This is a genomic window from Pseudomonas fluorescens (assembly GCF_002837185.1).
In the GTDB taxonomy this organism is placed as follows: domain Bacteria; phylum Pseudomonadota; class Gammaproteobacteria; order Pseudomonadales; family Pseudomonadaceae; genus Aquipseudomonas; species Aquipseudomonas fluorescens_AM.
The window spans coordinates 155553-180596 of record NZ_KZ477990.1 but is presented as its reverse complement, the minus strand read 5'-3'; the positions used below and the strand labels follow the sequence as shown (position 1 = coordinate 180596).

General features: G+C 58.6%; 34 protein-coding genes. 27 read left to right on the top strand and 7 right to left on the bottom strand.

The annotated features are described in order from the left end of the window. Positions 1 to 8: 8 nt before the first annotated feature. Genes CIB54_RS08125 through CIB54_RS08115 form a run of 3 tightly spaced genes read right to left on the bottom strand, consistent with a single transcriptional unit; the run spans position 9 to position 2763 of the window. Positions 9 to 1052: an aromatic ring-hydroxylating dioxygenase subunit alpha gene (locus CIB54_RS08125; protein ID WP_101219417.1), complete on the bottom strand. Its 1044-nt coding sequence runs from the start codon at positions 1050 to 1052 to the stop codon at positions 9 to 11. A gap of 37 nt (positions 1053 to 1089) precedes the next feature. Next, positions 1090 to 1941 (bottom strand): isocitrate lyase/PEP mutase family protein, encoded by an 852-nt coding sequence (locus tag CIB54_RS08120; RefSeq protein WP_065951830.1) that lies wholly within the window; start codon positions 1939 to 1941, stop codon positions 1090 to 1092. A gap of 51 nt (positions 1942 to 1992) precedes the next feature. Further along, a complete protein-coding gene (locus tag CIB54_RS08115) occupies positions 1993 to 2763 on the bottom strand; it encodes a sulfite exporter TauE/SafE family protein (RefSeq protein ID WP_101219415.1) in 771 nt (256 codons plus the stop codon). A 103-nt stretch (positions 2764 to 2866) separates the two neighbouring features. On the opposite strand from CIB54_RS08115, the gene CIB54_RS08110 reads away from it, so the two are divergent. Continuing rightward, the gene (locus CIB54_RS08110; RefSeq protein WP_065951832.1) at positions 2867 to 3757 is read left to right on the top strand and encodes a LysR family transcriptional regulator; all 891 of its coding nucleotides are present in this window, start codon (positions 2867 to 2869) and stop codon (positions 3755 to 3757) included. 83 nt (positions 3758 to 3840) lie between these two features. On the opposite strand, the gene CIB54_RS08105 is transcribed toward CIB54_RS08110, so the two are convergent. Next, positions 3841 to 4212 (bottom strand): hypothetical protein, encoded by a 372-nt coding sequence (locus CIB54_RS08105; protein ID WP_065951833.1) that lies wholly within the window; start codon positions 4210 to 4212, stop codon positions 3841 to 3843. After that, positions 4205 to 4693 carry a Panacea domain-containing protein gene (locus CIB54_RS08100; protein WP_101219413.1) on the bottom strand — a complete coding sequence of 163 codons (489 nt, stop codon included), beginning with the start codon at positions 4691 to 4693 and terminating at the stop codon, positions 4205 to 4207. Before CIB54_RS08100 ends, CIB54_RS08105 begins: the two co-directional genes overlap by 8 nt. Positions 4694 to 4948: 255 nt before the next feature. Between CIB54_RS08100 and CIB54_RS08095 the strand changes: the two genes are divergently transcribed. The 24 genes from CIB54_RS08095 to recX all read left to right on the top strand — a co-directional run bounded on the left by CIB54_RS08095 (position 4949) and on the right by recX (position 21292). Continuing rightward, positions 4949 to 5692 carry a LexA family transcriptional regulator gene (locus CIB54_RS08095; protein ID WP_170827578.1) on the top strand — a complete coding sequence of 248 codons (744 nt, stop codon included), beginning with the start codon at positions 4949 to 4951 and terminating at the stop codon, positions 5690 to 5692. Positions 5693 to 6285: 593 nt separating this feature from the next. Beyond that, positions 6286 to 6624 carry a phage holin family protein gene (locus CIB54_RS08090; RefSeq protein ID WP_065951835.1) on the top strand — a complete coding sequence of 113 codons (339 nt, stop codon included), beginning with the start codon at positions 6286 to 6288 and terminating at the stop codon, positions 6622 to 6624. Positions 6625 to 6643: 19 nt separating this feature from the next. Continuing rightward, positions 6644 to 7159, top strand: a complete 516-nt coding sequence (locus CIB54_RS08085; RefSeq protein WP_101219411.1) for a hypothetical protein — start codon at positions 6644 to 6646, stop codon at positions 7157 to 7159. A gap of 3 nt (positions 7160 to 7162) precedes the next feature. After that, positions 7163 to 7771 (top strand): phage baseplate assembly protein V, encoded by a 609-nt coding sequence (locus CIB54_RS08080; RefSeq protein WP_101219409.1) that lies wholly within the window; start codon positions 7163 to 7165, stop codon positions 7769 to 7771. Between the two features lie 12 nt (positions 7772 to 7783). Continuing rightward, the gene (locus tag CIB54_RS08075; RefSeq protein WP_101219407.1) at positions 7784 to 8116 is read left to right on the top strand and encodes a phage baseplate protein; all 333 of its coding nucleotides are present in this window, start codon (positions 7784 to 7786) and stop codon (positions 8114 to 8116) included. After that, a complete protein-coding gene (locus tag CIB54_RS08070; protein ID WP_065951839.1) occupies positions 8113 to 9108 on the top strand; it encodes a baseplate J/gp47 family protein in 996 nt (331 codons plus the stop codon). The genes CIB54_RS08075 and CIB54_RS08070 overlap by 4 nt, the downstream gene beginning before the upstream one ends. Beyond that, complete coding sequence (locus CIB54_RS08065) at positions 9105 to 9833, top strand: phage tail protein I (protein WP_065951840.1); 729 nt, start codon at positions 9105 to 9107, stop codon at positions 9831 to 9833. The genes CIB54_RS08070 and CIB54_RS08065 overlap by 4 nt, the downstream gene beginning before the upstream one ends. After that, positions 9830 to 10360: a phage tail protein gene (locus CIB54_RS08060; RefSeq protein WP_065951841.1), complete on the top strand. Its 531-nt coding sequence runs from the start codon at positions 9830 to 9832 to the stop codon at positions 10358 to 10360. Before CIB54_RS08065 ends, CIB54_RS08060 begins: the two co-directional genes overlap by 4 nt. Positions 10361 to 10407: 47 nt before the next feature. Then, complete coding sequence (locus CIB54_RS08055; protein ID WP_101219405.1) at positions 10408 to 11190, top strand: phage tail protein; 783 nt, start codon at positions 10408 to 10410, stop codon at positions 11188 to 11190. Positions 11191 to 11201: 11 nt separating this feature from the next. Further along, entirely contained in the window at positions 11202 to 11504 is a 303-nt protein-coding gene (locus CIB54_RS08050) for a hypothetical protein (protein WP_065951843.1), read from the top strand. Between the two features lie 87 nt (positions 11505 to 11591). Beyond that, positions 11592 to 11765, top strand: a complete 174-nt coding sequence (locus CIB54_RS27440; RefSeq protein ID WP_175413291.1) for a hypothetical protein — start codon at positions 11592 to 11594, stop codon at positions 11763 to 11765. Positions 11766 to 11767: 2 nt separating this feature from the next. Continuing rightward, positions 11768 to 12934, top strand: a complete 1167-nt coding sequence (locus CIB54_RS08045; RefSeq protein ID WP_065951844.1) for a phage tail sheath protein — start codon at positions 11768 to 11770, stop codon at positions 12932 to 12934. Beyond that, positions 12934 to 13440, top strand: coding sequence for a phage major tail tube protein (locus CIB54_RS08040; protein ID WP_065951845.1), 507 nt, complete (start codon positions 12934 to 12936; stop codon positions 13438 to 13440). The genes CIB54_RS08045 and CIB54_RS08040 overlap by 1 nt, the downstream gene beginning before the upstream one ends. 52 nt (positions 13441 to 13492) lie before the next feature. Then, positions 13493 to 14074, top strand: a complete 582-nt coding sequence (locus tag CIB54_RS08035) for a phage tail assembly protein (protein WP_065951846.1) — start codon at positions 13493 to 13495, stop codon at positions 14072 to 14074. Beyond that, on the top strand, positions 14071 to 14196 hold the full coding sequence (locus CIB54_RS27810; RefSeq protein ID WP_269801678.1) for a hypothetical protein: 126 nt from the start codon (positions 14071 to 14073) through the stop codon (positions 14194 to 14196). Before CIB54_RS08035 ends, CIB54_RS27810 begins: the two co-directional genes overlap by 4 nt. A gap of 6 nt (positions 14197 to 14202) precedes the next feature. Next, a complete protein-coding gene (locus tag CIB54_RS08030; protein ID WP_101219403.1) occupies positions 14203 to 16425 on the top strand; it encodes a phage tail tape measure protein in 2223 nt (740 codons plus the stop codon). After that, positions 16425 to 16808: a phage tail protein gene (locus CIB54_RS08025; RefSeq protein WP_065951848.1), complete on the top strand. Its 384-nt coding sequence runs from the start codon at positions 16425 to 16427 to the stop codon at positions 16806 to 16808. The genes CIB54_RS08030 and CIB54_RS08025 overlap by 1 nt, the downstream gene beginning before the upstream one ends. Then, complete coding sequence (locus CIB54_RS08020; protein ID WP_065951849.1) at positions 16801 to 17013, top strand: tail protein X; 213 nt, start codon at positions 16801 to 16803, stop codon at positions 17011 to 17013. The genes CIB54_RS08025 and CIB54_RS08020 overlap by 8 nt, the downstream gene beginning before the upstream one ends. A 9-nt stretch (positions 17014 to 17022) precedes the next feature. After that, complete coding sequence (locus tag CIB54_RS08015; RefSeq protein WP_101219401.1) at positions 17023 to 18024, top strand: contractile injection system protein, VgrG/Pvc8 family; 1002 nt, start codon at positions 17023 to 17025, stop codon at positions 18022 to 18024. 22 nt (positions 18025 to 18046) lie between these two features. Next, positions 18047 to 18604, top strand: coding sequence for a glycoside hydrolase family 19 protein (locus CIB54_RS08010; protein WP_101219399.1), 558 nt, complete (start codon positions 18047 to 18049; stop codon positions 18602 to 18604). Continuing rightward, positions 18592 to 19092, top strand: a complete 501-nt coding sequence (locus tag CIB54_RS08005; protein WP_101219397.1) for a lysis system i-spanin subunit Rz — start codon at positions 18592 to 18594, stop codon at positions 19090 to 19092. The genes CIB54_RS08010 and CIB54_RS08005 overlap by 13 nt, the downstream gene beginning before the upstream one ends. 81 nt (positions 19093 to 19173) lie before the next feature. Next, positions 19174 to 19674, top strand: a complete 501-nt coding sequence (locus CIB54_RS08000; RefSeq protein ID WP_065951853.1) for a CinA family protein — start codon at positions 19174 to 19176, stop codon at positions 19672 to 19674. Between the two features lie 83 nt (positions 19675 to 19757). After that, positions 19758 to 20816 (top strand): recombinase RecA, encoded by a 1059-nt coding sequence (gene recA, locus CIB54_RS07995; RefSeq protein WP_005785454.1) that lies wholly within the window; start codon positions 19758 to 19760, stop codon positions 20814 to 20816. Positions 20817 to 20824: 8 nt separating this feature from the next. Continuing rightward, positions 20825 to 21292 (top strand): recombination regulator RecX, encoded by a 468-nt coding sequence (gene recX / locus CIB54_RS07990; protein ID WP_065886030.1) that lies wholly within the window; start codon positions 20825 to 20827, stop codon positions 21290 to 21292. Positions 21293 to 21362: 70 nt separating this feature from the next. Here recX and CIB54_RS07985 read toward each other — a convergent pair whose 3' ends face one another. Together CIB54_RS07985 and CIB54_RS07980 are read right to left on the bottom strand one after the other, a co-directional pair. Further along, entirely contained in the window at positions 21363 to 22475 is a 1113-nt protein-coding gene (locus tag CIB54_RS07985; protein WP_065951854.1) for an LOG family protein, read from the bottom strand. Positions 22476 to 22770: 295 nt separating this feature from the next. Continuing rightward, positions 22771 to 23205 (bottom strand): PA3611 family quorum-sensing-regulated virulence factor, encoded by a 435-nt coding sequence (locus CIB54_RS07980; RefSeq protein ID WP_065886032.1) that lies wholly within the window; start codon positions 23203 to 23205, stop codon positions 22771 to 22773. A 178-nt stretch (positions 23206 to 23383) separates the two neighbouring features. On the opposite strand from CIB54_RS07980, the gene CIB54_RS07975 reads away from it, so the two are divergent. Beyond that, the gene (locus CIB54_RS07975; RefSeq protein WP_101219395.1) at positions 23384 to 24103 is read left to right on the top strand and encodes a tRNA-uridine aminocarboxypropyltransferase; all 720 of its coding nucleotides are present in this window, start codon (positions 23384 to 23386) and stop codon (positions 24101 to 24103) included. A gap of 252 nt (positions 24104 to 24355) precedes the next feature. Next, positions 24356 to 25006, top strand: coding sequence for a response regulator transcription factor ErdR (erdR, locus tag CIB54_RS07965; RefSeq protein ID WP_003189050.1), 651 nt, complete (start codon positions 24356 to 24358; stop codon positions 25004 to 25006). Positions 25007 to 25044: the final 38 nt, after the last annotated feature.

The following is a 25044-nucleotide window of genomic DNA, read 5'->3' as shown; positions in this document are numbered from 1 at the left end:
CGTCCTTGTCAGATAGAAACAGATTCAATGACTTGTGTTTGTTGATGGGTGGTCGCGGCCTCGCCCAGGTCACGAATCCAACGGCGGTACTCAATCCCCATTCGATCACTGACCACATGCATTTCCGCCTGTGGATCCAGTGGCAGGCGGGCGGGGCGCTGGGATTCGACAATGCGGCGATCCTGTTCGAAAACAGTGTTCTGCCGAGAAAGGATCTGTTCGAGCGTGAGATCCTGGCCGAAGTTGATAGCGACTATCAGCCAGATAATGCATTGCGATTCATCGACCGGAGTGGCGTTGAAAAAGGTACAGAAGCGCTCCGTTTCGCCCGTCTTTTTGACGAAATAGGCAGTCGTGGGATTCAGCACTGAATAGGTGTAGCGGGCGTTAACCGGTATCCCACGATGGTCGCCGTACGGTTGAAAGACGCAAATTTCAGAAGAGTGCAGACCACGCTCGTCTTCCGTCACGTTGTATCGCTTCAGCGGTTCAGGCGCGTCCGGCAGACCATTGAGATGGGCATGCACAAAGGGAAAATGGGACGCATCGATAAAGTTTTCGAGTGAGCGTAACGCGTTTGCGTTGTAAAGGTAGGGGCCCGCAAAGACCTTGCGGTAGCTTTCATCTTGCCACTGTGGCAGTTCTGGCAGCGGTCGCAATGGTTCCTCCAGGCTCACCCAGATGTATCCGTAGCGCTCTTGCGCGAAGTGGCGAAAAATGAGGCGCTGTGATGAGGGGCCTTTTCGCTCCGGGTGTGCAGGAACCAACGTGCATTCGCCTTGGCTACTGTAACGCCACCCATGATAAGGGCATTCGATCTGCCCCTGTTTGATGCAGCCCAATGACAGTTTTGCACCCCGATGACCGCAGTAATCCTTCCAGGCATTCACTTTTCCCTGGTCGTCTCGCCATAACACCAATTCTTCGCCAAGTAAGCGCACCGCTTTGGGTTGGTCACCGCCTACATCCGAACTCTGACATACCACGTGCCATTGCCCGGCGAGCGCGCGATAATCGAGTTCATTAGAGTTCCATTCGCCCCTGTATAACATGCCATCTCCTTGTCGTGCTTCGTGCTGGAATTGAGTTCTACAAATTGTCGAGTGCCAGGAACTTCGCAGTTTGAACAATCAACTCGCGCTCGGAAAAACTGGTCAACTCATCCGCCATCGCATGGCTATCCCCTGAGCGCTGCAGTTCAGCCAGAGTTTTTTGCATAGCATGGATGGCTGCGCGTTGCAGATCAGATGGCACAATGACAAGTTGGTAGCCGAGTTCTGCAAGTACTGGCAAAGAAACGAGAGGCGTTTTGCCACCGTAGAACATATTCATGAGCTTTGGCCCAGGAAGCCGTTGGGCAATAATCTGAATTTGTTCGAGGGTCTGCGGCGCCTCCACAAAAATCATGTCGGCACCCGCCTCAACGTAACGTTGCGCCCTGACCAGCGCCGCGTCGAAACCCTCAATTGCTATTGCGTCGGTGCGCGCAATTACCAGGCAATTAGTGTCTTGCAAACTGGCACGCGCAACTTTGATTTTTTGACACATGTCATCGACGTCAATCAGCGACTTGTTATCCAAGTGCCCACAGCGTTTAGGGAACGTTTGATCTTCCAGATGGAAGGCTGCTACACCGATCCGCTCCAAGGCTCTCACGGTACGTTGTACGTTGGCAGTTCCGCCAAATCCGGTGTCGGCATCTGCGATAACGGGAATCTCGCTGGCTTCGACAATTTTCTCGATCCGCTCGACAACTTCTGAAAAGCTCAGCAAGCCGATATCCGGATAACCGGATGCTCGGGCGATAGCACCACCGCTGGCATACACAGCGTCAAAGCCCGCCAGACTGACCAGCCTTGACGACAGTCCGTCATAGGCACCAGGTGCCATAACGGTTTTTCCGGAATTTAATAAGTCACGAAGAACTTTTGCACTTTTCAATTGCAAATCTCACTGTATGAAGTTGGTGTAGAGAAGTTGTATTTCATATAGTTAATTGATGCCGAGGCAAGCTCGGTACACAAGCGTAATACCGCTGGCCAATATAATAATGTTTATGAGTCTGGTGAATGTATGGCGAGATATTTTGAACGAAATGTGCTCGCCAGCCCACAGCCCCAACAATAGGGCTGGTAATAAGTAGAGGGCAGTTACCACTAATGCAAGATCGGCATAGGCTCCTGCCAGGGTGAGCATGGCCATACGTACCAGCGTACTAATTCCAATCAATGTGCTCTGAGTGGCGCTCGCTTGCTCTTTAGTGTTTGTTCTGCCGTTCAGATAGATCGCGTAGAGGAAGCCGCCGCTCCCAAATAAAGCGCCGAACAGCCCGCCACCAGCGCCCAGTGGCATTGCCCATGTCGCAGATAGATGTCGGGTTCCTATTGGTTTTGTCATCGTGTACACGGCATATAAAGTTACAAAGCAGCCCATCGCGAGCATTAATACGTCAGCTCTTGTATTGAGGAGCAGCGCTATACCCGCCACGCTACCCAGCATCATGAACGGCAGCAGCCGGGTGAGTTCAATGCGCACCACGTGCTTATGCATGCGCGCCAGTTTTCCAAATGCAGCCACGCAGTCAAGGAGTACCAGTAGAGGGATCGCTTGCGACAGCGGCATGTAATTTACCAGCACCGGCCCCGCTACCAATGCCGTCCCGAAACCCGCAATAGAAAAAATGATGTAGGCCAGGCTGATGGTCACGAACATTATTGCCAAGGTCGCATTGTCGAAAGGGGCGTGGAGAAAAGCGTCCGGCATTATCGTGGGTCCATGACGTGATATTTGGTAACCCTACCCAACAGGACAAAAATCTACTAATATGAAAATAAGAAATTACTGATCACATTTTGGCATAGCTATTATGATATCAATGAAGCAGTTGCGATATTTTGTGGAGATCGCAGAACATGGAAGCTTCAGTGTTGCAGCGCAGAGACTATTTATTGCTCAGTCAGCACTCAGTCGACAAATGAAGGAGCTGGAGAACAACCTGGGTACGCTTTTGTTTGAGCGCACCGCAAGGCAGCCCCATCTAACGCCCGCTGGGCTAGCCTTTTTGCCAAGGGCCAAAGTTATCTTGAGTGACGTCGATAGTGCCGCTCGGTTGGCGACTTCGGTAGGGAATGGTCAGCGGGGTGCTTTACGCCTTAGCCATGCCAGCACGGTGCCGCTCACCGGGAAGTTGAAAGATGCGCTTGGGCTTTATCTGGAGCGTATGACCGATGTGTATATTGAAGTGTCGGAGGAATCTTCAGAAACACAACTCATGAATTTAGTTGATAATCGTATTGATGCGGGTCTGTTCAGGCTGCCGGTGTTGCATCAAATGAATAATATCAAGCTTCTTCCTCTGTTTAGTGAGAAAGTTGTTGTCGCCGTTGGCTCTACCCATCCGCTCGCATCGAGAAGTTCAATATCACTTGCTGAGTTGCGGGATGAAGCATTCGTGTCGATAGCCCACCCAAAACGCGGAGGGCTTAGTTATCTTTCATTTGAACTTTGCGCTCGCGCAGGATTCGCTCCGAAGTCAGCGCAGGTTTATTCGTTGAAAACGACACAGTCGTTGTTGATTCAGGCAGGATTCGGTATTGCACTGCTTCCCGTTTCAATGGTTAAAGCTACTTCGTTGCACGCTATTGATATAAGTGATGAAGGGTGTGAAAGCGAGGTCGTTCTTGCCCATCACGAACGTGACTCAACGCTGGTAGAGACTTTCGTTGAGCACTTTCGAGAGGCATTTTACGTCGATTGAAGGTTAATCGTTGTGACAGAGAAACTGGGTTTCCCGGACCGCCAGACGGGGGCAAACCAGCGATCCATACCCATGGACACCGGCTATCTGGACTTACGCCCACTGGCCGGAAACAACCCTCTGATCACCCCAAGAAACGCCGCAAACAGATTGATCGAAGTTGCCGTAGTGATGGCAATCAGCACGTTATCCGAGAACGGCGCCTTACCCGAGTAATACGTCGACCACCCATTCCACACCAGCAGCACCGCCCAGAAGATCACACCACAAGCCGCAAACCAAAACGCGCGTCCCGCATATTTCTTGCGCAGTTGCCGTTCGGCCTTCTGGTCTTTGAGGTTCTGGTTTCTTTCATCGTCGGTGCCTGTGGCTTGTTCGCCACCGGCTTGGGAGTCCTGGTCAGGCCCTGCCACCGGGGGCAGGGTCAGTTCCAGGTTGTCGAGTTCTTCACTCACGGATGCGGCTCTTTGGGTGAATGAATGCTGCCATGTCTTCCCAGTCAATGGCGGACCCGTCGGCGCCCTTGAGGGCCCAGGCTGTGCCGTCCTCGTGGGAAAGGTTGGACAGTTGGGTGCCGGACCATTTGCCGTATTTGTTAATGATCCGGTCAATCAAGCGATGGGTGTAGGTATCGCTCTCAGGAACCCTTGGTGTCACGAAGACAATGTCTTCGGCGTCGGGCTTCAGGTTGCTGAGCAGCGACGTCACCGGGCGATTACCGTAGGATTTCAACTCATGGTACAGCGACGGGATGACCGGGCCATATTGCCAGCGGGCGAAGTGATCATCCATCAGCGGCTGATCCCGTTCACGCAGATGCCAGGACTGCGTGTAGAACAGCAGTTTTTGCAGTTTCATGGGCGTCAGGCCCGAAAGCTTGCCTTCCTTCGCGCGTTCAATGAAGGCGTTAGCGACAGCTAGCGCTGAATAAGCCATGAGCACCTCCGTCGTTGCTGGCCATGTTGTTCAAGAGTCTTATACATAGGCCCTGAATTGTCGATAAGCAAGGGCGCCTGTCCGTCCGCTCGGTGTGGCATCAGGCTACCCTGCGGCGATAGCAAACGGTTCTGAATGATAGAAAACAATTAACTGTTTGCCTATACAGTGTTTTGTTTCAATCTAAACAAAATTGTGTGTTTAATGCATAAATATGCAAATTAGCATTTGCCAACCGTCAAGACTCCCGTCAATATCCGCGTTATGCAAAAACGCAACGTTTCTATCGTCTTGAAAGAGCTGCTGGATCGCGATCGGATCTCCCCCACGGAGCTTCACCGACGCACCGGTGTGCCTCAATCCACACTGTCCCGGATCCTCAGCGGCAAGATCGTTGACCCGTCGGACAAACACATCTCTCGCATCGCCGAGTATTTTCGCGTCAGCACCGATCACCTGCGCGGGCGTGCCGGGGTGGGTGCTTTGCGAGATGATGGGCGCGACCCGATGCATTCGGAGCTCAAGGACATAAGCCTGTGGGACGACGACACGCCCGTTAATGATGACGAGGTGTCGATCCCCTTTCTGCGCGAGGTTGAATTGGCTGCTGGATCAGGAAGATTCGTCATCGAGGAAAGTGAGAAAGCCAGCCTGCGCTTTGGAAAGCGCAGCCTTCGGCATAACGGCGTGCAATTCGACCAGGCCAAATGCGTGACGGTGCGTGGCAACAGTATGTTGCCGGTACTGCGCGATGGCGCGACGGTAGGGGTAAATGCCGGCAAGAGCGGGATTGGTGACATTGTCGATGGTGACCTGTATGCCATCAATCACAATGGCCAGCTACGGGTGAAACAGCTCTACCGTCTGCCTTCCGGGATTCGCCTGCGCAGCTTCAACCGTGATGAGCATCCGGATGAAGACTACAGCTTCCAGGATATTCAGGACGAGCAGATCAGCATCCTCGGTCATGTTTTCTGGTGGGGCATGTATGCCCGCTAACCTCCTCGCGTAGGACGAAACCCGCCCATGAGCGGGTTTTTTTTCGCCTGCAGAAACCCGCCCAACCCCAAGCCCGCAAGGCTTTGAATGCATTCGTGCATTTGCACAGGCAAAATAAATGCATTTATGCATTGACTGTATATGCATACATGCATATTCTTCATCTCAAGCCAGCCAACAAGGCCTGGTGGAGGTGGCAAGGATGCTGCCAAGGAAGACAAGGAAGGCACGCAATATCGGCAAGGACGCCATCAGAGCGATGGCAGGGATGCCAGGTAAGACCGGCAAGGATGCCGACGCTCTTTAGTTTCACCCCAGCTTCAAGAACAGGCAGCGATGAACCGGCCTTAACGGTTCAGAGGGTTGGCAACTGACCCGGGTGTGCAGCGTAAAGCACCGCAAGCAGTTATCCGGCAGACAGGGATCGTGGTCGGAAAAACATTCAGGAAAGGACCGTACCGCGCCAGTAGCGCCGAAAGTCCGAGGACATCATTACTGAAAAGCCCGGGCTACCGGGCTTTTTGGAATGCCTACCTATCGAAGTGTGTGTAATTGAAAAACGGACTATTCAGTGCTCAGCCAGGAGGCGTGACATGACAAACGAACAACAAGCGTTAGCGGAAATGCCTATCTGGCTGGTGATCATATTGGCCTTGATCGGCGGCGTTTCCGGCGAGATGTGGCGCGCCGACAAGGAGGGCGCCCGCGGCTGGTCGCTGATCCGCCGTCTGGCGCTCAGGTCCGGCGCGTGCATGGTCTGCGGGGTTTCGGCCCTGATGCTGTGTTATGCCGCCGGTATGTCGATCTGGACTGCCGGCGCCATTGGTTGCCTGACCGCGATGGCCGGCGCCGACGTGGCCATCGGCCTCTATGAGCGCTGGGCGGCCAAGCGCATCGGGATCAATGAAGGATCCCGCCAGGACCCGCCGTAATCGCAAGGACGCTACCCAAATGACCCTTATCGAAAAGCCATCCCAACTTCCCCAGGCTATCGGCGTGGCGCTGCATGCGGCCTTTCCGGACCTCAAGGTCGGCAGCCACCGGGAATTCCAGAGTGACCTGGAGAAAACCGGCGTAATGATCACGGTTGAAGGCAATGGCCCGGGTCTTCGCTCCCGCGAAGGCCGCAAGGCCCATGTCCTGGCCATTTCGCTCAAAGCCATGGTGGCTCCCGGCGCATTGCCGTTCCAAGCCTGCGACCTGGCCAGCCAGCTGATGGACCTGGTTCTGGATAACCGCTGGAGCCTGCCTCAGGCCCAGTGCGATTTGCCGACCCATATTGTTGCCGCTCCCGCTGTGCTGACTACCGCAGCAACGGACTACGACACCTGGACCGTTTCCTTCACGCAAATCCTCTACCTCGGGCCCGAGTTACTCAACGATCCTACAGGCCGAGCGCTGTTTGCCTGCACCTGGGACGTTTTGAACATCGATGATCCCGATCAATACAAGCCACTGGCGGAGTAGCCCATGTTCGACGCGCTGTTACGCATGCAGCTGGGGCCAATCGTCGAGCGCCTCGCGGAAATGGAGGCCCAACTGGAAGACCTGTACCGACGCGCTGAAAGCTTCTGCCGGATTGGCGTTTGCCAACAGGTCGACGCCGCCAGCACTACCTGCCGGGTCAGTCACGGTGAGTTGCTCACGCCGGCCATCCGCTTTTTCAACCCCAGCGCCGGTGCGCAAACCGAAACCCGTATTCCGTCCGTAGGCGAGCACTGTCTGTTGCTCAACTACGGCGGTGGGGAAGGGGGCGCGCAGTCAGTAGCTCTGTTCGGCCTCAACAGTAGTCTGTTTCCGCCAGTCTCGACGGTTCCCTCCATGACCCGGCGGCGCCATCAAGACGGCACCCAGAGCGACTACGACGACGCCAGTCACACCTTCAACTGGGCCAACGGGCCGACGATGTTCACCGGTTCTCGCGAACAGGTTGACCTCAAGGTCGGTGCCGCCAGCCTGACCCTCAATCCGCAGGGCATCACCCTGCAAATCGGCGGCACCGCACTGTTGCTGGATGCCGGCGGTGCTCACTTCAGCGGCCCGGTGATAGACCACCAAGGTCGGGTCATCAGCCCCTGATAAGGAGATCCCATGATTGGCATCGATCGCAACACCGGGGCAGCCGTCGATGACTGGCCGCAATTTGTGCAGCGCGCCACCCGAGCGCTGACCACACCCGTTGGCACACGGCAGAAGCGCCCGCTGTATGGCTCGCTGATCCCGCAGTTGCTTGGGCAGAACCTGGGCGACGACCTGCTGCTGCTCGCCCAGAGCCATGCCGCCCAGGCGTTCTACAACACCCAGAACGGCATCGGCGACTTTCAGCCCCAGGTCATCGTCGCCACCCGCCAGGGCGCCGGGCTGCTGCTGCGTTTTGCCGGCACCTGGAAAAACCGCCAACAATCCTTCGAGGTCGTGACATGAGCATGCTGATCCCTGGCCAGAACCAACTGGCCGAGCCGGCGATTATCGCGGTCGATGCGTTCGAACCCTTGCTGGCTGAGTTCAAGGCGTTCGTGGTCGACTATGTCGCAGCAAGTGCGCCGCAAAGCGCGGCCAAACTCAAGGTCAGCCTCGACAACGAAAGTGAGCTGCTGACCCTGGCCCTGGAAGCTTTTTGCGTGCGCCTGCAAACCCATGAGCGCAAATACAATGCACGCATCAAGCAGATGCTGGCGTGGTGGGCCACCGGCAGTAACCTGGATGCACGGTTGGCGGATATGGGCCTGGAACGCCAGGTACTCGACCCCGGTGACCCTGCGGCTTTCCCGCCCGTGCCGCCGATCCTGGAAAGCGATGACGATGCCCGCCTGCGTTACTACCTGGCACCCCACGCCCCGGCGGCGGGCTCGCGGATGCAGTATCGCCGCGAAGTGTTCACCCTCGGCGAGCGGCCGGTGGTCAAGGTTCAGAGCGCATCGCCGGGCGTGGTGACCGTCAACTACACCTTTGATCCGGACGGTTATGCCGCCCAGGTCAAGGACGGTAACGGCCGACGCATCGCGCCCGGCGAAGTGATGGTCACCGTGTTGTCTCGTGAGGGCGACGGTACCCCATCTGCCGATTTGCTTGACGGTGTGCGTCGACATTTCGCACGGCCGGATGTACGCCCGGAAACCGATCTCGTCACCGTCCAGGGCGCACAGATTCAGCCCTACAGGATTCGCGTCATCGCCAAAATCCACGCCGGGCCTGACTCGGGCTTGACCCAAGTGGCGGCGCAGCAACTGCTGCAGACTTACGCTGACTCCTGTCATCGCCTGGAAGGGCGCGTCGACCCCAGTTGGATCGACTACGCCATTCACAGTGCGGGGGCGGCGCAGCTGCACATCCTGGAACCGCTGGCGCCGATTGTCAGCAGCGCGTTCCAGGCCCCGTATTGCACGGGCGTCGAGGTGGAGGTGCGCACGCTATGAATGACCCCAAAGCGAGTGTGTTACCGGTCAACAGTTCACCGCTGGAGAAGGCGCTGGATATAGGGTTCGGCAAGCTGCTTGACCGGGTCGCACCGCCGTTGCCAGCGTTGATGAACCCGCTGCAAACCCCCAGCGAATTTCTGCCTTACCTGGCCGCCGACCGAGGTGTCAGCGAATGGGATGCCCAAGCCAGCGAATCGGAAAAGCGCCTGACCGTGGCCTTGTCCTGGCAGATCCAGCGCCAGGCCGGCACACCCAAGGCCTTGAGCTATGCAGTGGAGTCACTGGGGTTTACGCCCAACATCAGCGCCTGGTTTCAGCAGCGGCCAACCGGCACGCCGTATACCTTCGACGTGCAGGCGATCATCGGGCGCAGTTGGTCCAGTGGCGACCACAACCGGCTGATCCGTCGCATCAACGCGGCCAAGAGTGAGCGCGATCAGGCCACGATTACCCTCGTGCATGAAACCTACCAAGGGCTGCGACTGGCTGGTGCGGCTGATCCTGGCTTGAGCATCGGCGAAGACAGCCCGCCCGGCGCCTTGCCCGAAATGAAGTTACACGGTGCGTTCTCCCTCAACAGCGCCACTCACGCCCCGCTCAACGATGGCGAGTTGCTGCTTGAAGGCGTGCTGCCGGAACTCGGGCTGGGCGCCCGGCTGAACAGTGCCGGGGTTGCCCGGCACTACACCATTAACGACTACGACCTCAGGGCGCAGCCATGACAGATGAAATCACGCGCCTGGTGCGCTTCACCTCCAAGGGTTTGGATGAAGTGCTGCAGGCCAGGAACCAGGGCCTCAAAGGCGAAATCACCCACATCGGCGCCGGTACCGGCCGCTACACCCCCGACGGCACGGAAGTGGCGTTGCGCGATGAGCGCCAACGGGTCGCCATTGTGGATTACGAAGACCTGGGCGAACGCCAACTCAGGATGGCCGCGCTGTTTGACGGCGACGATGAGTATGAAATTGGCGAGTTCGGCTTTTACCTCGCCAGTGGGACCTTGCTGGCGGTGTATTCCGTGGCAGGGAAGTTGCTGACGTATAAAGCGGCGGCGGCTCGGGTACTGCAGAAGTTCACGCTGGATATATCGCCGTTGCCGGCTGATAGCGTGACGATTGTGGTGGGGAGTGAAAATCTGAATGTGTTGCTGGCTGAGGAAATCGCCATTATGGCGGCGGCGTCGGTGGGCAATATGTCGCGGCACGTGGATTTGATGTTTCGAGTGATGCATCTCGAAGCGAAGTAGTTGCACTGACAACAGGGCTGGAACGGTTAACTGACAGGGAGTCAATGATGGGAATTGAAACGACTATTACGAAGGTTGTGGATGCGTGCAATAAGCTGACGGAGACGGTGACTAATCAGATTGGCAAGATTGATGCGCGGGTAGAGGCGGCGTCAAGTCAGTTCACGGCGTGGCGTAACAGTGTGCAGGCGAAGGATATCAATGGGCGCGCGCTTTATAAGCAGGAAATTGATCTCACTGGCTTGTCGACGGAGGTGCTTTATCCTGTTTGGTGGACGATGCCCGGTAACGAGGCGGGTGAAACAGAAATCACTGTCTCCCGAGTATATTTTCGAGACAGTGAAAAAGCGCCCTTTGGCGAAGGGATATATCACATTGCCGGCTTGAACTTGCAACTTGAGGGTGTCGGGTATCTATGGAACGGAGATGCTAACTTCTTAGCTATCAAACGAGTTTCTCAAACCTACCGTGAAACGGTACGGGGTATTTCATTCGGAATGATTTGTACCGCTCGTGCTGTTACTGGACTTAAACCGATGTACCTGGGGTTGGTCGCTGGTCAAATTACAAATGCCCCTCAGTTTTCTGGAATGTACTTGAGGGGCGGGCTAAGTTACACCATTACCAAAACCTTTGACTATCCGGTGAATTACAGCAAGTTAGACGCTGAAGTGATAATGAAAGATGACGTTAATCCCGATTGGGAAGTACGTTGGGCGGTGAAGCCTTACACGTTGGCTCAGGCTGATGCTGTGCTCGGGAAGGCCCTTGAAGAGAAGCGTCTGGCCTATTCCCACGATAACGACATTCGATATACCGCCAAGGTTTAAGGACTGATCAAATGACTTTGTTTATTGAAAAGTTGGTAACCCCTGCTGGTGACTCGTTGATCAACGTGCCTGCTAGTACGCAGACCCTTAAAGGCCTGGGCTTTAGTGATGCGGCTGGCCAGGTGCTCATCGAGAACGCTACTGCAGCTGCCGCACTCGCTAGCACAATTGCGGCTCGCCGCTCTGCCTATGTCAGCGAAGCTGACCCGATGTACCTCGAGTGGCAATTCGACGGTACGGCTGAAAAGGAGAAAGAGTGGCGAGCTAAGGTTGCTGAAATCAAAGCGCGCTTCCCGTTGCCGAAAGACAAGTAGTCACCCACCGCGAAAGCGGTTTTTTTTCGCCTCCCCAAAGCCCCTCTTGCAGGGGCTTTGGCATTTCTCACCCGGAGAACCCTACCCATGCCCACGCGCCAAACCTACACCGTCCTCATCCCTTTCCCCACCGGTAACGGCCATTGGTCTACCGCTGGCGAGGAGCTGGAACTGCTGGACGTCGAAGCATCCGCCCTGCGCACCGCCGGCCGCCTGGAACTGACCAGCGTCCTCAATTCCACCTCCAAGAAGGCTGATTAATCATGGCTGAGGTTTTGAACTTCGAGCACAACGGCATTACCGTCAATGCCACCGAATCGCCCGAGGCCATGGGTGGCCTGGGCGATAATGTCATCGGCCTGGTGGGCACCGCCCCCAATGCCCATGCATCGATCCCGAAAAACGCGCCGTTTCGCATCAACAGCTTCACTACCCAGGCGCTGCTCGACCCGACCGGCACCGAGTCGGGCACCTTGTTCCAGGCGGTTTACCAGATCCTCAAAGTGGTCAAGGTGCCGGTCTACGTGGTGATTGTCGAAGAGGGCGCCACCCCGGCCGATACGATTAACAATGTGATCGGCGGCAACGACCCGGTCACCGGTCGCAAACTCGGCCTGGCTGCCCTGAGCAGCGTGCCTGAAGACCTGACCATCATTGGCGCTCCGGGCTTCACCGGCACCAAGGCCGTGGCCGGCGAGTTTGCTTCCTTCGGCAAGCGCATCAAGGCCCGTGTGGTACTCGATGGCAAGGACGCTTCGGTCGCCGACCAAGTGACCTACAGCGGCGAACTGGGCGGTGCCGACCTGGGCTTCGACCGTTGCCTGCTGGTGCACAACATGCCGTCGGTGTATTCCAAGGCTGCGAAGAAGAACGTATTCCTGTCGCCCTCCTCGTTGGCTATCGCTGCGCTGGCCAAGGTCAAGCAGTGGGAAAGCCCAGGTAATCAGGTGACCTTTGCCGAAGACGTTTCCCGCGTCGTCGAGTACAACATCCTCGACACCTCCACCGAAGGCGACCTGCTCAATCGTTATGGCGTGAGCTACTACGCCCGCACGGTGCTCGGCGGTTTCTCGCTGCTGGGCAACCGCTCCATTACCGGCAAGTTCATCAGCTATGTCGGCCTGGAAGACGCCATCAGCCGCAAGTTGGTCAAGGCCGGCCAGAAGGCCATGGCCAGGAACCTCACCAAGTCCTTCATGGACCAGGAGGTCAAGCGCATCAACGACTGGCTGCAAACCCTGGTGGCCGACGAAACCATCCCTGGCGGCAGCGTCTACCTGCACCCGGAGTTGAACAGCGTCGAGAAGTACAAGAACGGCACTTGGTTCATCGTCATCGACTACGGCCGCTACGCGCCGAACGAACACATGGTTTATCAACTCAACGCCCGCGATGAAATCATCGAGCAGTTCCTGGAGGACGTTCTCTAATGTTTACCAACCGAGTCAGACAGGCCATTGCGGCCACCCTCCAAGGCCTGCCGCTGTCGGCCACGGTCGATTCCTTTACGCCACCGAAGATCGAGTTCGAAATGGACCCGATGACCGGCGGGCGCTTCATTGCCGAAGAAGTGGCCAAAAGCGCCAAGGTGCTGGGCGCAACCCTGGTACTGCAAGGGGCTGGTGCAGAAATCCTGCTGGCGCTTGGCGTCACGCAGGGCGATGACATCCTGTTGAACGTGCGCGAAGCCGGGCAGGATCAGGATGGCAAGACCTACTTCACCTACCACACCGTGGGCGGCAAATTGAAGTCGTTGACCGAATCCGCGCTGACGATGAATGCCAAGCCCGTTACCACCCTGGAACTCTCCTGCCGCACCTATAACCGTCTGGAAAACGGCATTCCGGTGATCGATATCGACGTGCGCACCCAGAAGTTCGTGCTCAACGGTGTCGACATTCTCGGCGATGCCCGCCGCGCCGTGCTGATGCCGTAACCACCCGGGGGGCGGGTCAGCTCGCCCCCACACCCTGTCAAGGAATCACCCCATGGCCTGGATGCCTGCGCTACACGTCCTGCTGTCCCCGATCACCGCCGACACCGGTGTTGTGATCGAGCAGATTCAACTCAAACCCTTGTTCTACGCGCCACAGAAAGACGCCCTGGCGCGCGCCGGTGACGACGAGGATGAGCAGTTTTTCGAACTGGCCAAGCTCGCCACTGGCCTGTCGGAAAAAGAACTCGACCAACTCAAGCGCCCGGACTACGTCAGCATCGCGCAATACGTACACGAGATGTCGACCCAGCCTGCATCGTTTTTTCTCGATCAGGCCGATGTGCCGCGCCAATCGCTGACCAGCGAGGAGGTCGCGCTGCTGCTTCCCCTTCAAGCAAGCGGTCGCACGCTCACCCACGTCACCCTGGAAATGCCCGCTCTGCGCGCCACCAAAGTGATGAAAAAACTGCCCACCAACAAAGAACGTGCCGAGTTCATCACCGCCCATTGCGCCGGCCTGATGATTCCCGATCTCGCCGGCTTGACCGTGCCCGACTGGACCGAACTGCAGGGGCGCATCGACGATTTTTTAAACAAACCGGCGGACTTCTTTCGGAACGCGACATCGAAGTGATCCTCGATGTCGTACCGCTGGTTTACTCAGTAACCGAAGCGGAAATCCTCGATTGGGACGCCGGCAAGGCCTTGCGCCGCTACGACATTGCGATCAGTCGCCTTGGCGTTAAACAGGAGTAGAGCGGGATGGCAGACCGTAATAACCAAGCTGAGTCAGCCATCGCCAGGGACGGCGTGATGATCCAGCGCTCACCCGAAATGGCCGGCGCACAGGCCAGCCTCAATCCGATCGCGCCAACCCTGGCGAGTCCGGCTGAGGCGGTGCCGGGAAGTGCCGCGAACCTGGCGTTGGCATTGGCCGATGCCAGCCTGCAGATCAATCATCTGGCCGAGAGTCAGGCCCGGCTTGTGGATACGCTTGAGCTGTTCAACGCCTCGTTGCTCAAGGTGATGGACGCCCGCCAGGCCGACGCCATCGAGGCGACGGGCACGGGCGATACGAGCACCCGCACGACGGCCCCAGCGGGTACGCCATCGCAGGCACTGGATGCCGCGATGACCGACCTGGACCAACTGCTGCAATTTGTCGGGCGCGAGCGCAAGTCACTGCGCGAAGCCAACCTCGCCATGGCGACCGAGCCGATGGTGGCGGCCAGTGGCGCGAGCGCCGTGGACTTGGCGAAGGTCGAGTACGTAGCGGCCAAGTCGGGTATTGGCAGCAGCCGCGTTGACGCGTCAGGCAATATCGACCAGGCCGGACGCCAGGCAGACCTGCAGCAGTTCGCCCGCGATGCCGCGATCATGGCGACGGCGTTCAAAATCGATGTGAAGCATGCCGGCGAACTCATGGGCGGATGGCGTGAGTCACTGCACCTTGACCGCGCCCAAGCCCTGGATCTGGCCGACGCGACAAACGTGCTGGGCACCGATGTCTCGCTCAAGGCCGAGGCAGCGGACATTGCAGCGATCGTGCAACGTCGCGGCGCCACCGCCACGGCTGCGGGCATGCTCCCCGAGCAGGCAGCGGCGCTTTCGGCGGTGTTGTTGAGTGCCGGTAACAGCAAAGGTGCTGCGGAGCTCGGGCTGGAAAAAATCAGTCTCGCCCTGGCCAAAGGCGACAGCGCTTCTCCCGCGCAGCGCAGTGCCTGGGCAGCGCTCAAGCTTGATCCCAAAGAGCTGGCCAGTGGCATGAAACAGGATGCCCCGCAGACCCTGCTTACCGTGCTGGAGGCACTCAAGTCACAACCGGCTGAAAGGCAGGCGGCGCTGGCGGCGCAACTGTTCGACGGTAACCAGTCGATTCTGAGCCTGGTGCCGATTATTGACAGCGTGAAACACGCCTTTTCGCAGGTGGCCGAAACGTCCACCTACGCCACCTCGGCGTTAGGCGATCAAGGCTCTGTTCAGCGCGTTGCAGCGATTCGCGCCGATTCCTCCCAGGCTCGACGGCAGGCCTATGAGGCCAGTACCACGCGCTTGCAAACTGCCTCCGATGTGGCCCTGGCGCCCGTCGTGGATACCTCGCTGACGGCGATGACCGGTTTGGTCAATGGCGTGGGTGGCTTGGCTGAAGCGCTGCCTCACACTACCGCCGCCGTTACGGTGGCAGGGGCTGCACTGGTGGCTGTGTTTTCCGGCGTGTTCGATGCCGTGAAGGACAAGGCATTTGAAAAGGTTGCGGGGAAAATTTTCCGCGAAGCACCTGCCGCTGACCCTACCGCCCGCCCGCAGCACACTCAAGGTAATGACGCCCATACAGGCAAACGCCCGCCAGATCCGGCGTCCGGTCCTGACCGCCCTAGCAAAACAGTGAAGGCCAACAAATTCGCCAAACGGGCTTCGTTGGGCCTGGTGCTGGCACAGGCCGGAGTTGATGTCACGCAGGGCGCGCTGACGGGGAATCCGGGTCAAGCGCTGGGCTCCAGCGTGGGCTCGGTAGGCGGCGCCGTCGCCGGTGGCGTTGCCGGTGAATTCGCCGGCATGGCGATTGGTCGAGCTGTCGGTACGCTCGCCGGAGCGGTGATCGGTTCGGTGGTACCGGGTGCCGGGACGCTGCTGGGCGGGGTCATGGGCGGCGTCGCCGGTGGCGCGATCGGCAACGTGGTGGGCGGCGCCGTCGGTACGTTTGTCGGCAGTGACGTGGGGGCATGGCTTGCCGAGAAAGTAATGGGATCCGGGGATCGCTTGCCGTCTCCCGCAGATGTCAGCAATAACCTCAACAACCCTCAAGCCGATAACCGCCAACTCAATTTTGCCCCGCAAATCACTATCAACGCGCCGGAACAAGCCAGCTATCAGCAATTGGCGACACTCGTGGTGCAACAGATCGAAGCGCAATTTACGCCGCTGTCGATGGACAACCTGCTGGCGACGCGACGTGGCGCGGCACTGACCGATGGAGCTGTGTAATGCGACAACAGATGGTGTTGGGCACGTTTATTTTCGGGCTGTCTCGCGGGTTCGCCTACGACAGCCTTGATCGTGGCAGCAGTGGTGGGTGGGTGAGCCTGGACATCATTGCCGGCAAACCCAAATCCAGCCAGGTGGGGCAGGGCCTTGAAACATTGGCAGTTGGCGGCAAGGCCGCGCGTGCCAAGGGCATGCAACGCCTGGATGAGCTGCGAGCCCTGCAGGACCTGCGCGTGCCGTTGCCTCTGGTGGATGGCCTGGGGCGTAACTGGGGGTTATGGACCATCAAGTCGATCAGCGAAAAACAAACCAGCGTCATCGACGACGGTACCGCGATGGCGATCACCTGGTCGCTGGTATTGGAGGAATTCGTCAATGCGTAGAGTCCGAAGTATTGCGGGCGATTCAGTGAACCTGCTGCTCTACCGAGAGCTGGGCCGCTGTGATGATGCTGCGGAGGAGGCGCTGTGGCGCTTGAATCCGGAGCTGGCGGAGCAGGGCGCACTATTGCCGGCCGGCGTCAGTGTGCTGGTGCCCGAACTGGATGCAAAGCCTGTCGCGAGCCGGCCGGTTTCAGCCTGGGATTAAGGAGCGATCATGGCACTTGGATTCACACCGGTAGTGGAGCTTTACGGCGCCAATGCCGCATTGTTCAACGAGCGGCTATTGGAGTGGGAGCATATTGACGCAGCGGGATTCGTGTCCGACCAACTCAAGTTGACCCTCGATATCGAGGGCCTTGAAGGCCTGCCCGATCTGGGCGGAAAAGTCGGCTTGCGCGTCGGTTATCGGGAGTCCGGTCTGGTGGATAAGGGCGCGTTCAAGATCACTCAGCGTACACCGTCGCTGTTCCCGATGCGCCTGGTGCTGGTGGCGACGGCGGCGCCGTTCGATGAGCATGAGTTCAAACAGCGCCGCACCGCCAGCCATGGGCCGACAACCCTGGGCGCACTGTTTCGTCAATTGACCAGCCGCTACGGGTTCTCCCCGCGCGTGGCGCCTGAGCTCGATGGCGAGCCGATCGCGCATATCGATCAGACCAACGAAAGTGACATGGCATTTCTGACCAGGCTGGCCAAACGCTTCGATGCAGTGGCCAAGCCTGTGGACGAGCTTTACGTGCTGGGCCGTAAAGGTCAGATCAAGTCGTTGTCGGGCAAGGCACTGCCGGATGTGCGCTTGTCCGTCACCCGTGACAATCACCCGGGCGACCACGCCTTCATCAGCGCCAGCTTCACCGAGACCAGTCGCGCCAAATATAACGGCGCGCAGACGTCCTGGTGGGATGCGGCGGCCGGCAAAAAGCATGTCGTAGAGGTGGGCATCGCACCGTTCAAAGTGGTGACGCAGCGCTACCAGAGCGAGGACGAAGCGCGCTCGGCGGCGCAGGGCGAGATGCGGCGTGTGGGGCGAGAAGGGCTGCAGATCAATGTGGTGTGCCCCGGTAATCCGTCGCTGGCCGCTGAAGGGTTGCTGCTGCTGGACGAGTCGTGGCCGGGCTTTATGCAGGGACGCTGGTCGATCAAGACGGTGACGGCCAGCGGTAACCGCACCGGCGGCTACCGATGCACGATCCAGGCCAGTGGTTTGTCGGTGTAGACATTTTTTCAGAGTAGATCCCATGCAGATTACCCTTACCCAGCTAATTGATGTGATGCCTGGGGCCCGCCTTCGAGCGGGCATTTTTTTGTCCCCGTTAAATGCAGCCTTCGTTCGGTATGAGGTCAACAGTGCCAGGCGCATCGCCGCCTTCCTCGCTCAAATCGGCCACGAATCCGCCGAACTGCGCTACGTACGCGAACTGGGCAGCGATCAATACCTTGGCAAGTACGACACCGGCACCCTGGCCGCCCGCTTGGGCAACACCCCCGAGGCGGATGGCGATGGCCAGAAATACCGGGGCAGGGGGCTGATCCAGGTCACGGGACGGCGCAACTACCTGGCATGCAGCCAGGCACTGTTTGGCGATGAGCGCCTGTTGCAACAACCGCAGTTGCTGGAACAACCGCAGTGGGCGTGTGAGTCCGCCGCCTGGTTCTGGCACAGCAACGGCCTCAACGAGCTGGCGGATAAAGATCAATTCACCACCATTACCCGACGTATCAACGGCGGCGTTAACGGCCTGCAGGCGCGTGAGCAATTGTGGGCACGGGCGAAGGCGGTGCTATGCGTTGGCTAGGCACATTGCGTTGGGTCGGCGTTTGCCTGCTGCTTGCACTGGTGTGGCAAGTACAGGCCTGGCGCTATGGCGCGCAACTGGAGCGTCAGGCGGCCGGGCAGGCGCTGGCGCTCAGCCAGCAACACCAGGCCGCGCTCGAACAGCAACAGGCAGCACAGCAAAAACGCCTGGCCCTGGAGCGACAACTCACTACCCGCGATCAACAACACATTCAGGAGTTGAGCGATGCCCAGCGTCACCAAGCTGCTCTGCGCGACCGCCTGGCCACTGCTGATGTGCGGTTGTCAGTCCTTCTCGACGCCACCGATGCCGCCGGCTGCACGCCAGTGCCAGCCGCCGCCACCCCCGGCGGCGTGGTTCATGCAACCCCACGCGCCGGACTTGACCCGGCGCATGCTCAACGAATTATCCGCATCACCGACGACGGCGATAACGCCCTGATCGCCTTGCGTGCCTGTCAGGCGTATGTGCGGGCCGTCGCGCGTTAGCCTTTTGATGCATTCTGCAACTTGCATGACCGATGGGCTGCTGTAGGGTAGGCAAACCCCCGCCCATTCCTGGAGACGACCGTGAAGGAAATCACTCAACTGGCTGCTGAACTGGGGCGCCGTTTGCAGGTGCTCAATGCCCATGTCACCACCGCCGAGTCCTGCACCGGCGGTGGTATTGCCGAAGCCATTACGCGGATACCGGGCAGTTCGGCGTGGTTCGAGGCGGGCTATGTCACCTATTCCAACCGGCAGAAGACCCGGCAATTGAACGTGCCGGAAAAGCTGTTTGCCAACGTTGGCGCCGTCAGCCAGGAAGTGGTGGAGGCGATGGCGCGCGGGGCGCAGGAAAAAAGCCTGGCGCGCTTTGCCGTGGCGGTCAGCGGCGTGGCGGGCCCGGACGGTGGTTCGCCGGACAAACCGGTGGGCACGGTATGGCTGGCGTTCGGCGTGGGCGATGAGGTCACGGCCGAGCGTGCGCACTTTCCCGGCAACCGTGACGAGGTCCGCCGACAAACGGTAAAGGCCGCACTGGAAGGCTTGTTGCGACGAGCTGCAGCAGAAATAGACAATCAGGGGTAGGCGATCTTCGATCTTTGTGGAACAATACTGTCTACTTATACAGGTGTTGGCCGTCAGGCCTTATTGATTACGTGAGGACTTTAATGGACGACAACAAGAAGAAAGCCTTGGCTGCGGCCCTGGGTCAGATCGAACGTCAATTCGGCAAGGGTGCCGTAATGCGTATGGGCGATCACGACCGTCAGGCGATCCCGGCTATTTCCACTGGCTCTCTGGGTCTGGATATCGCGCTCGGCATTGGCGGCCTGCCAAAAGGCCGTATCGTTGAGATCTACGGTCCTGAATCTTCCGGTAAAACCACCCTGACCCTGTCGGTGATTGCCCAGGCTCAGAAAATGGGCGCCACGTGCGCGTTCGTCGACGCCGAGCACGCCCTGGATCCTGAATACGCCGGCAAACTGGGCGTCAACGTTGACGACCTGCTGGTTTCGCAGCCGGACACCGGTGAGCAAGCCCTCGAAATCACCGACATGCTGGTGCGTTCCAACGCCATCGACGTGATCGTGGTCGACTCCGTGGCAGCGCTGGTACCGAAGGCAGAAATCGAAGGCGAAATGGGCGACATGCACGTGGGCCTGCAAGCCCGCCTGATGTCCCAGGCGCTGCGTAAAATCACCGGCAACATCAAGAACGCCAACTGCCTGGTGATCTTCATCAACCAGATCCGTATGAAAATCGGTGTGATGTTCGGTAGCCCGGAAACCACCACCGGTGGTAACGCGCTGAAGTTCTACGCTTCGGTCCGTCTGGATATCCGTCGTACCGGCGCGGTGAAGGAAGGTGACGAGGTTGTCGGTAGCGAAACCCGCGTTAAAGTCGTGAAGAACAAGGTGGCCCCGCCTTTCCGTCAGGCAGAGTTCCAGATTCTTTATGGCAAAGGCATCTACCTGAACGGCGAGATGATCGACTTGGGCGTACTGCACGGTTTTGTCGAGAAGTCCGGTGCCTGGTATGCCTACAACGGCAGCAAAATCGGTCAGGGCAAGGCCAACTCGGCCAAATTCCTGGCGGACAACCCGGATATCGCTGCCACGCTTGAGAAGCAGATTCGCGACAAGCTGCTGACCCCGGCACCAGACGTCAAGGCCGCCGCCAACCGCGAGCCGGTTGACGAGATGGAAGAAGCCGACACTGACATCTGAAACAAACGATGACTGTGGTACTGGATACACTCGTCGCCGTTCGGCGTACTGCGATGGACCTGCTCGCGCGCCGCGAGCATGGTCGAGTCGAACTGACGCGCAAATTGCGCCAGCGCGGCGCAGAGCCTGAAATGATCGAAACGGCCCTCGACCGGTTGACGGAAGAGGGGCTGTTGTCGGAATCCCGATACCTGGAAAGCTTTGTATCCTACCGCGCTCGGTCCGGTTATGGTCCCGCGCGGATTCGCGAAGAGTTGAGCCAGCGTGGCCTGCAACGTGCCGATATCGACCTCGCTTTGCGCGAATGCGGTATCAGTTGGCAGTCGCAGTTGGAAGAGACCTGGCGGCGCAAGTTTGCTGGGCATCTGCCGATTGATGCCAGGGAACGTGCGAAGCAAGGTCGTTTCCTGAGCTATCGCGGGTTTTCGATGGACATGATCAGTCGCTTGTTAAGCGGCCGGGACATGGACGACTGAACGCCAGATTGATCGCAAAACAAAAGGCCCACTATGAAAATAGTGGGCCTTTTTTTTCGCCTGCAAAAAATCACGCGGGCTGAGGCACTCCTCGCTGTTGCACCTCACCCTGAGGCTGCACCCAATTTTCCGGTAAGTTGATGTAGTCCACCAACTCGCGCAATCGCCCCTGGTCTCGGCCATTGAAGTTGAAGACCAGCCGCGTCAAATGACTGAACCTGGGTTCGTCATGCTCTTGGCCTGTGTAGGCAAGCTGCTGGAATTCTCCGCTCAGTCGAAGGCTGGCAAACTCATCCTGCAAATGGGCCAGGGCTTGATCACTGAGCGGATGGTTCATACGCACGACAAATTCACGCTTCAGCCAGCGCGTTGAATGGAAATTGGCATAAAACCGGTTGATCTCGTCCACGGCTTCTTCTGCGCTGTAGACCAGGCGTATGAGCTTGAGGTCGGTCGGCAGGATATAGCGGTTAGCCTCCAACTGGCTGCGGATAAAGTCCAGGGCGCCTTGCCAGAACCCGCCGCCTGGGGCGTCCAGCAGCACTACCGGTACCAGAGGGCTTTTGCCGGTCTGGATCAGGGTCAGCACTTCCAGGGCTTCGTCCAGGGTGCCAAAACCACCCGGGCACAGAATCAGTGCGTCGGCTTCCTTGACGAAGAACAGTTTGCGGGTAAAGAAAAAGTGGAAGGACAGCAGGTTGTCGGTGCCATCGATGGTTGGGTTGGCATGCTGTTCAAACGGCAGGGTGATGTTGAACCCCAGGCTGTGCTCCAGGCCCGCGCCTTCATGCGCCGCGGCCATGATGCCGCCGCCACCGCCGGTGATGACCATCAGGTCGGAACGTGCCAATGCCGCGCCGACCTCTCGAGCCAATGCATACAGGGGACTTTCCAGTGGCGTGCGTGCGGAACCGAACACCGTCACCTTGCGTCGTCCCTTGAATTGTTCGAGCACGCGGAAGGCATGGTCCAGCTCACGGATCGCGCGCAGGGTGATCTTGGCGTTCCAGCGGTCACGGTCGTCCTGCGCCATGCGCAGGACCGTGAGAATCATGTCGCGATAAAGGGGAATGTTCGGGCTGTTTGGCGCGACCAGCTGGAGTTGCGCGTCAACCTGCTGGGTGAGGTCGGTACCGTTTTGTTCAAAAAGGTCGAGCAGGGGGGTGTTGGATTCATGAGGCATTCGACTTTCTCCTTCTTCACAGGGCCTGGGTCGCCGACGAGCGTCGTCAGGGGCCACGACACTGCATGTGTCGTTGCTTGCCGCAGGAGGGCAGGCCTCTTTTGCCCTGAAAGTATTACAGAACAGCAGGGAAAGACTGCTCTGGCGGGCGCATGGAATGACCTGATCATGGGCTGAAAAACCCTTGGCTGGCAACCGCTTATTGGTGATTGATCACGGCGTTCAGGTGCAGGCAGGCGCTGGAGCGGGGGAGTGGCGCGTCACCGGGCAGCAACGCGCGAGGTGCAAGGCAGGGTTACTTTTTCTTCTTGGACGGAGCCGGGCAGTCGGCTTCGGCGAACTTGACCGATGCGACAGGACGGTTGGTCTTGTTCTCGGTGATTTCGTAGCGCATGACCGCGCCCTTCGCCATCAGCTCGCGGTAGCCTGGGTTGGTGCAGACACTGCGACCGAGTTGGAAATACACGGCCTTGGGGTTGGCACGCATCTGTTCGGCGCGGTCTGGCTGCACGCTGAGATGATCGATCAGTTGCATACCTTCAACGGTATAGGCCACTTCCAGGGTTTTCTCATCGATTTCCCGGGGCAGGTCCTTGTTGCTTTCGGTCGCGACGCTTTGCAGCTTGCGGTTCATTTGAGCCTCCAGCAGCGAGGCCGCGTGGGCGCCCATGGGCAAGGCCAGCGCAATAGCGACGGATGGGGCAACGAGGCGCAGCATGGAACGCAGCATCAAACTCTCCTGATTCGGTTACTGGTGCATAGACCAGCCACTGCGCTGTGCGTTCAGTGGCGCGCAATTATAGGTGAGCGCCGGCCACTACAGCCAGGCGTATCGCTGGTAAACTGCGCCCACTTCAATTGCTTTCGAGTTATCCCGTGTCGATTGACCCGTCTCTGTGGCGCATCCAATGAGCCACGCTGTCTCCCGCTTGCGCACCCAGCGCCTGGCCCGAGCCGTCAGGCCTTTCCTGAATCGGGGATCGCGTGCCGAGCGGTGCACCGGCTGCCGAGTGATTCCCGAGTACTGCCTGTGCGCGTGGCGACCAACGGTTGAAGCCAAATCGGCGATGTGCCTGTTGATGCACGACGTCGAACCGATGAAGCCCAGCAACACCGGCTGGCTGATCGCCGATGTTATCGACGACACCACCGCGTTCGCCTGGTCGCGCACCGAGGTCGACCCGGATCTGCTTACCTTGCTCGCCGATCCCCAGTGGCAGCCGTACATCGTGTTTCCCGGCGAATTCGTGGCGCCTGAACGGGTGGTCAGCGTGGTGGATGCACAGGAGGGCAAGCGCCCGCTGTTCATCCTGCTGGACGGCACGTGGAGCGAGGCCCGCAAGATGTTTCGCAAGAGCCCGTACCTGGAGCATTTGCCTGTGCTTAGCCTGGCGTCGGAGCAGTTGTCACGTTACAAGTTGCGCCGTTCCAAACGTGATGATCATTTCTGCACCGCCGAGGTGGCCGCGCTGTGCCTGGAGTTGGCCGATGATCAGGTGGCCAGCGAAGTCCTGGACGCCTACCTCGATGTCTTCAGCACGCACTATCTGGCCGCCAAGTTTCAGTTGCCCCTGGATGAGACGGACATTGTCCACACACGTTTGGCGCCCTATATCCCGGCGCCATGACCCATCGACGTTTGCATGATGGCACCTTAATCACGCAACCCGCTAAAATCCCCATGGGCGTAGTGCTTGACCCCCCAGGCTGCGCTGGGCATGCTGGGCGCCGATTGGGGCGCTACCTTGGTTTTTCGACGTTGTTTTGCGTGTTTTTGACGTTGAGCGTGCCCCGTGGCGATGGCTGCCTGGCCGTTGCCTTGTGTACTGGCGAACCCTGAACCCATCAGGGCTCCCGTAAAAAACAGGATCATTTAATCAATGGCCACATACGAAATCCTGATAGCCGATGACCACCCGCTGTTTCGCAGTGCGCTGCATCAGGCCGTAACGCTGGGCCTTGGCCCGGATGTGCGACTGGTCGAAGTCGCCAGCATTGCCGAGTTGGAAGCCCGCTTGACCGAAAAATCCGACTGGGACCTGGTGCTGCTCGACCTGAACATGCCCGGTGCCTATGGTTTTTCGGGGCTGGTGTTGCTGCGCGGGCAATATCCGCAGATCCCCGTGGTGATGGTCTCGGCTCAGGAAGAGGCCGACGTGGTGGTGCGTTCCAAGGAATTCGGCGCCAGCGGCTTCATTCCCAAGTCCAGCGCGATGGAAGATATCCAGAAGGCTGTGCGCACGGTATTGGACGGCGATGTGTCCTGGCCGCCGCAAGCATTTGAAGAAATCAACGTGTCCGACGAAGCCAAGGCAGCCCGCGATGGCCTGGCCAGCTTGACGCCTCAGCAGTTCCGCGTGTTGACCATGGTCTGTGAAGGCCTGTTGAACAAGCAGATTGCCTACGAGCTGAGCGTGTCGGAAGCGACGATCAAGGCCCATGTCACCGCGATTTTCCGCAAGTTGGGCGTACGTACGCGGACCCAGGCAGCGTTACTCCTGCAACAACTTGAGTCAATTTCGCAGCATTAGGCTGTCACCGATTCACGCTTTTTTGACTTTGCGTGCTC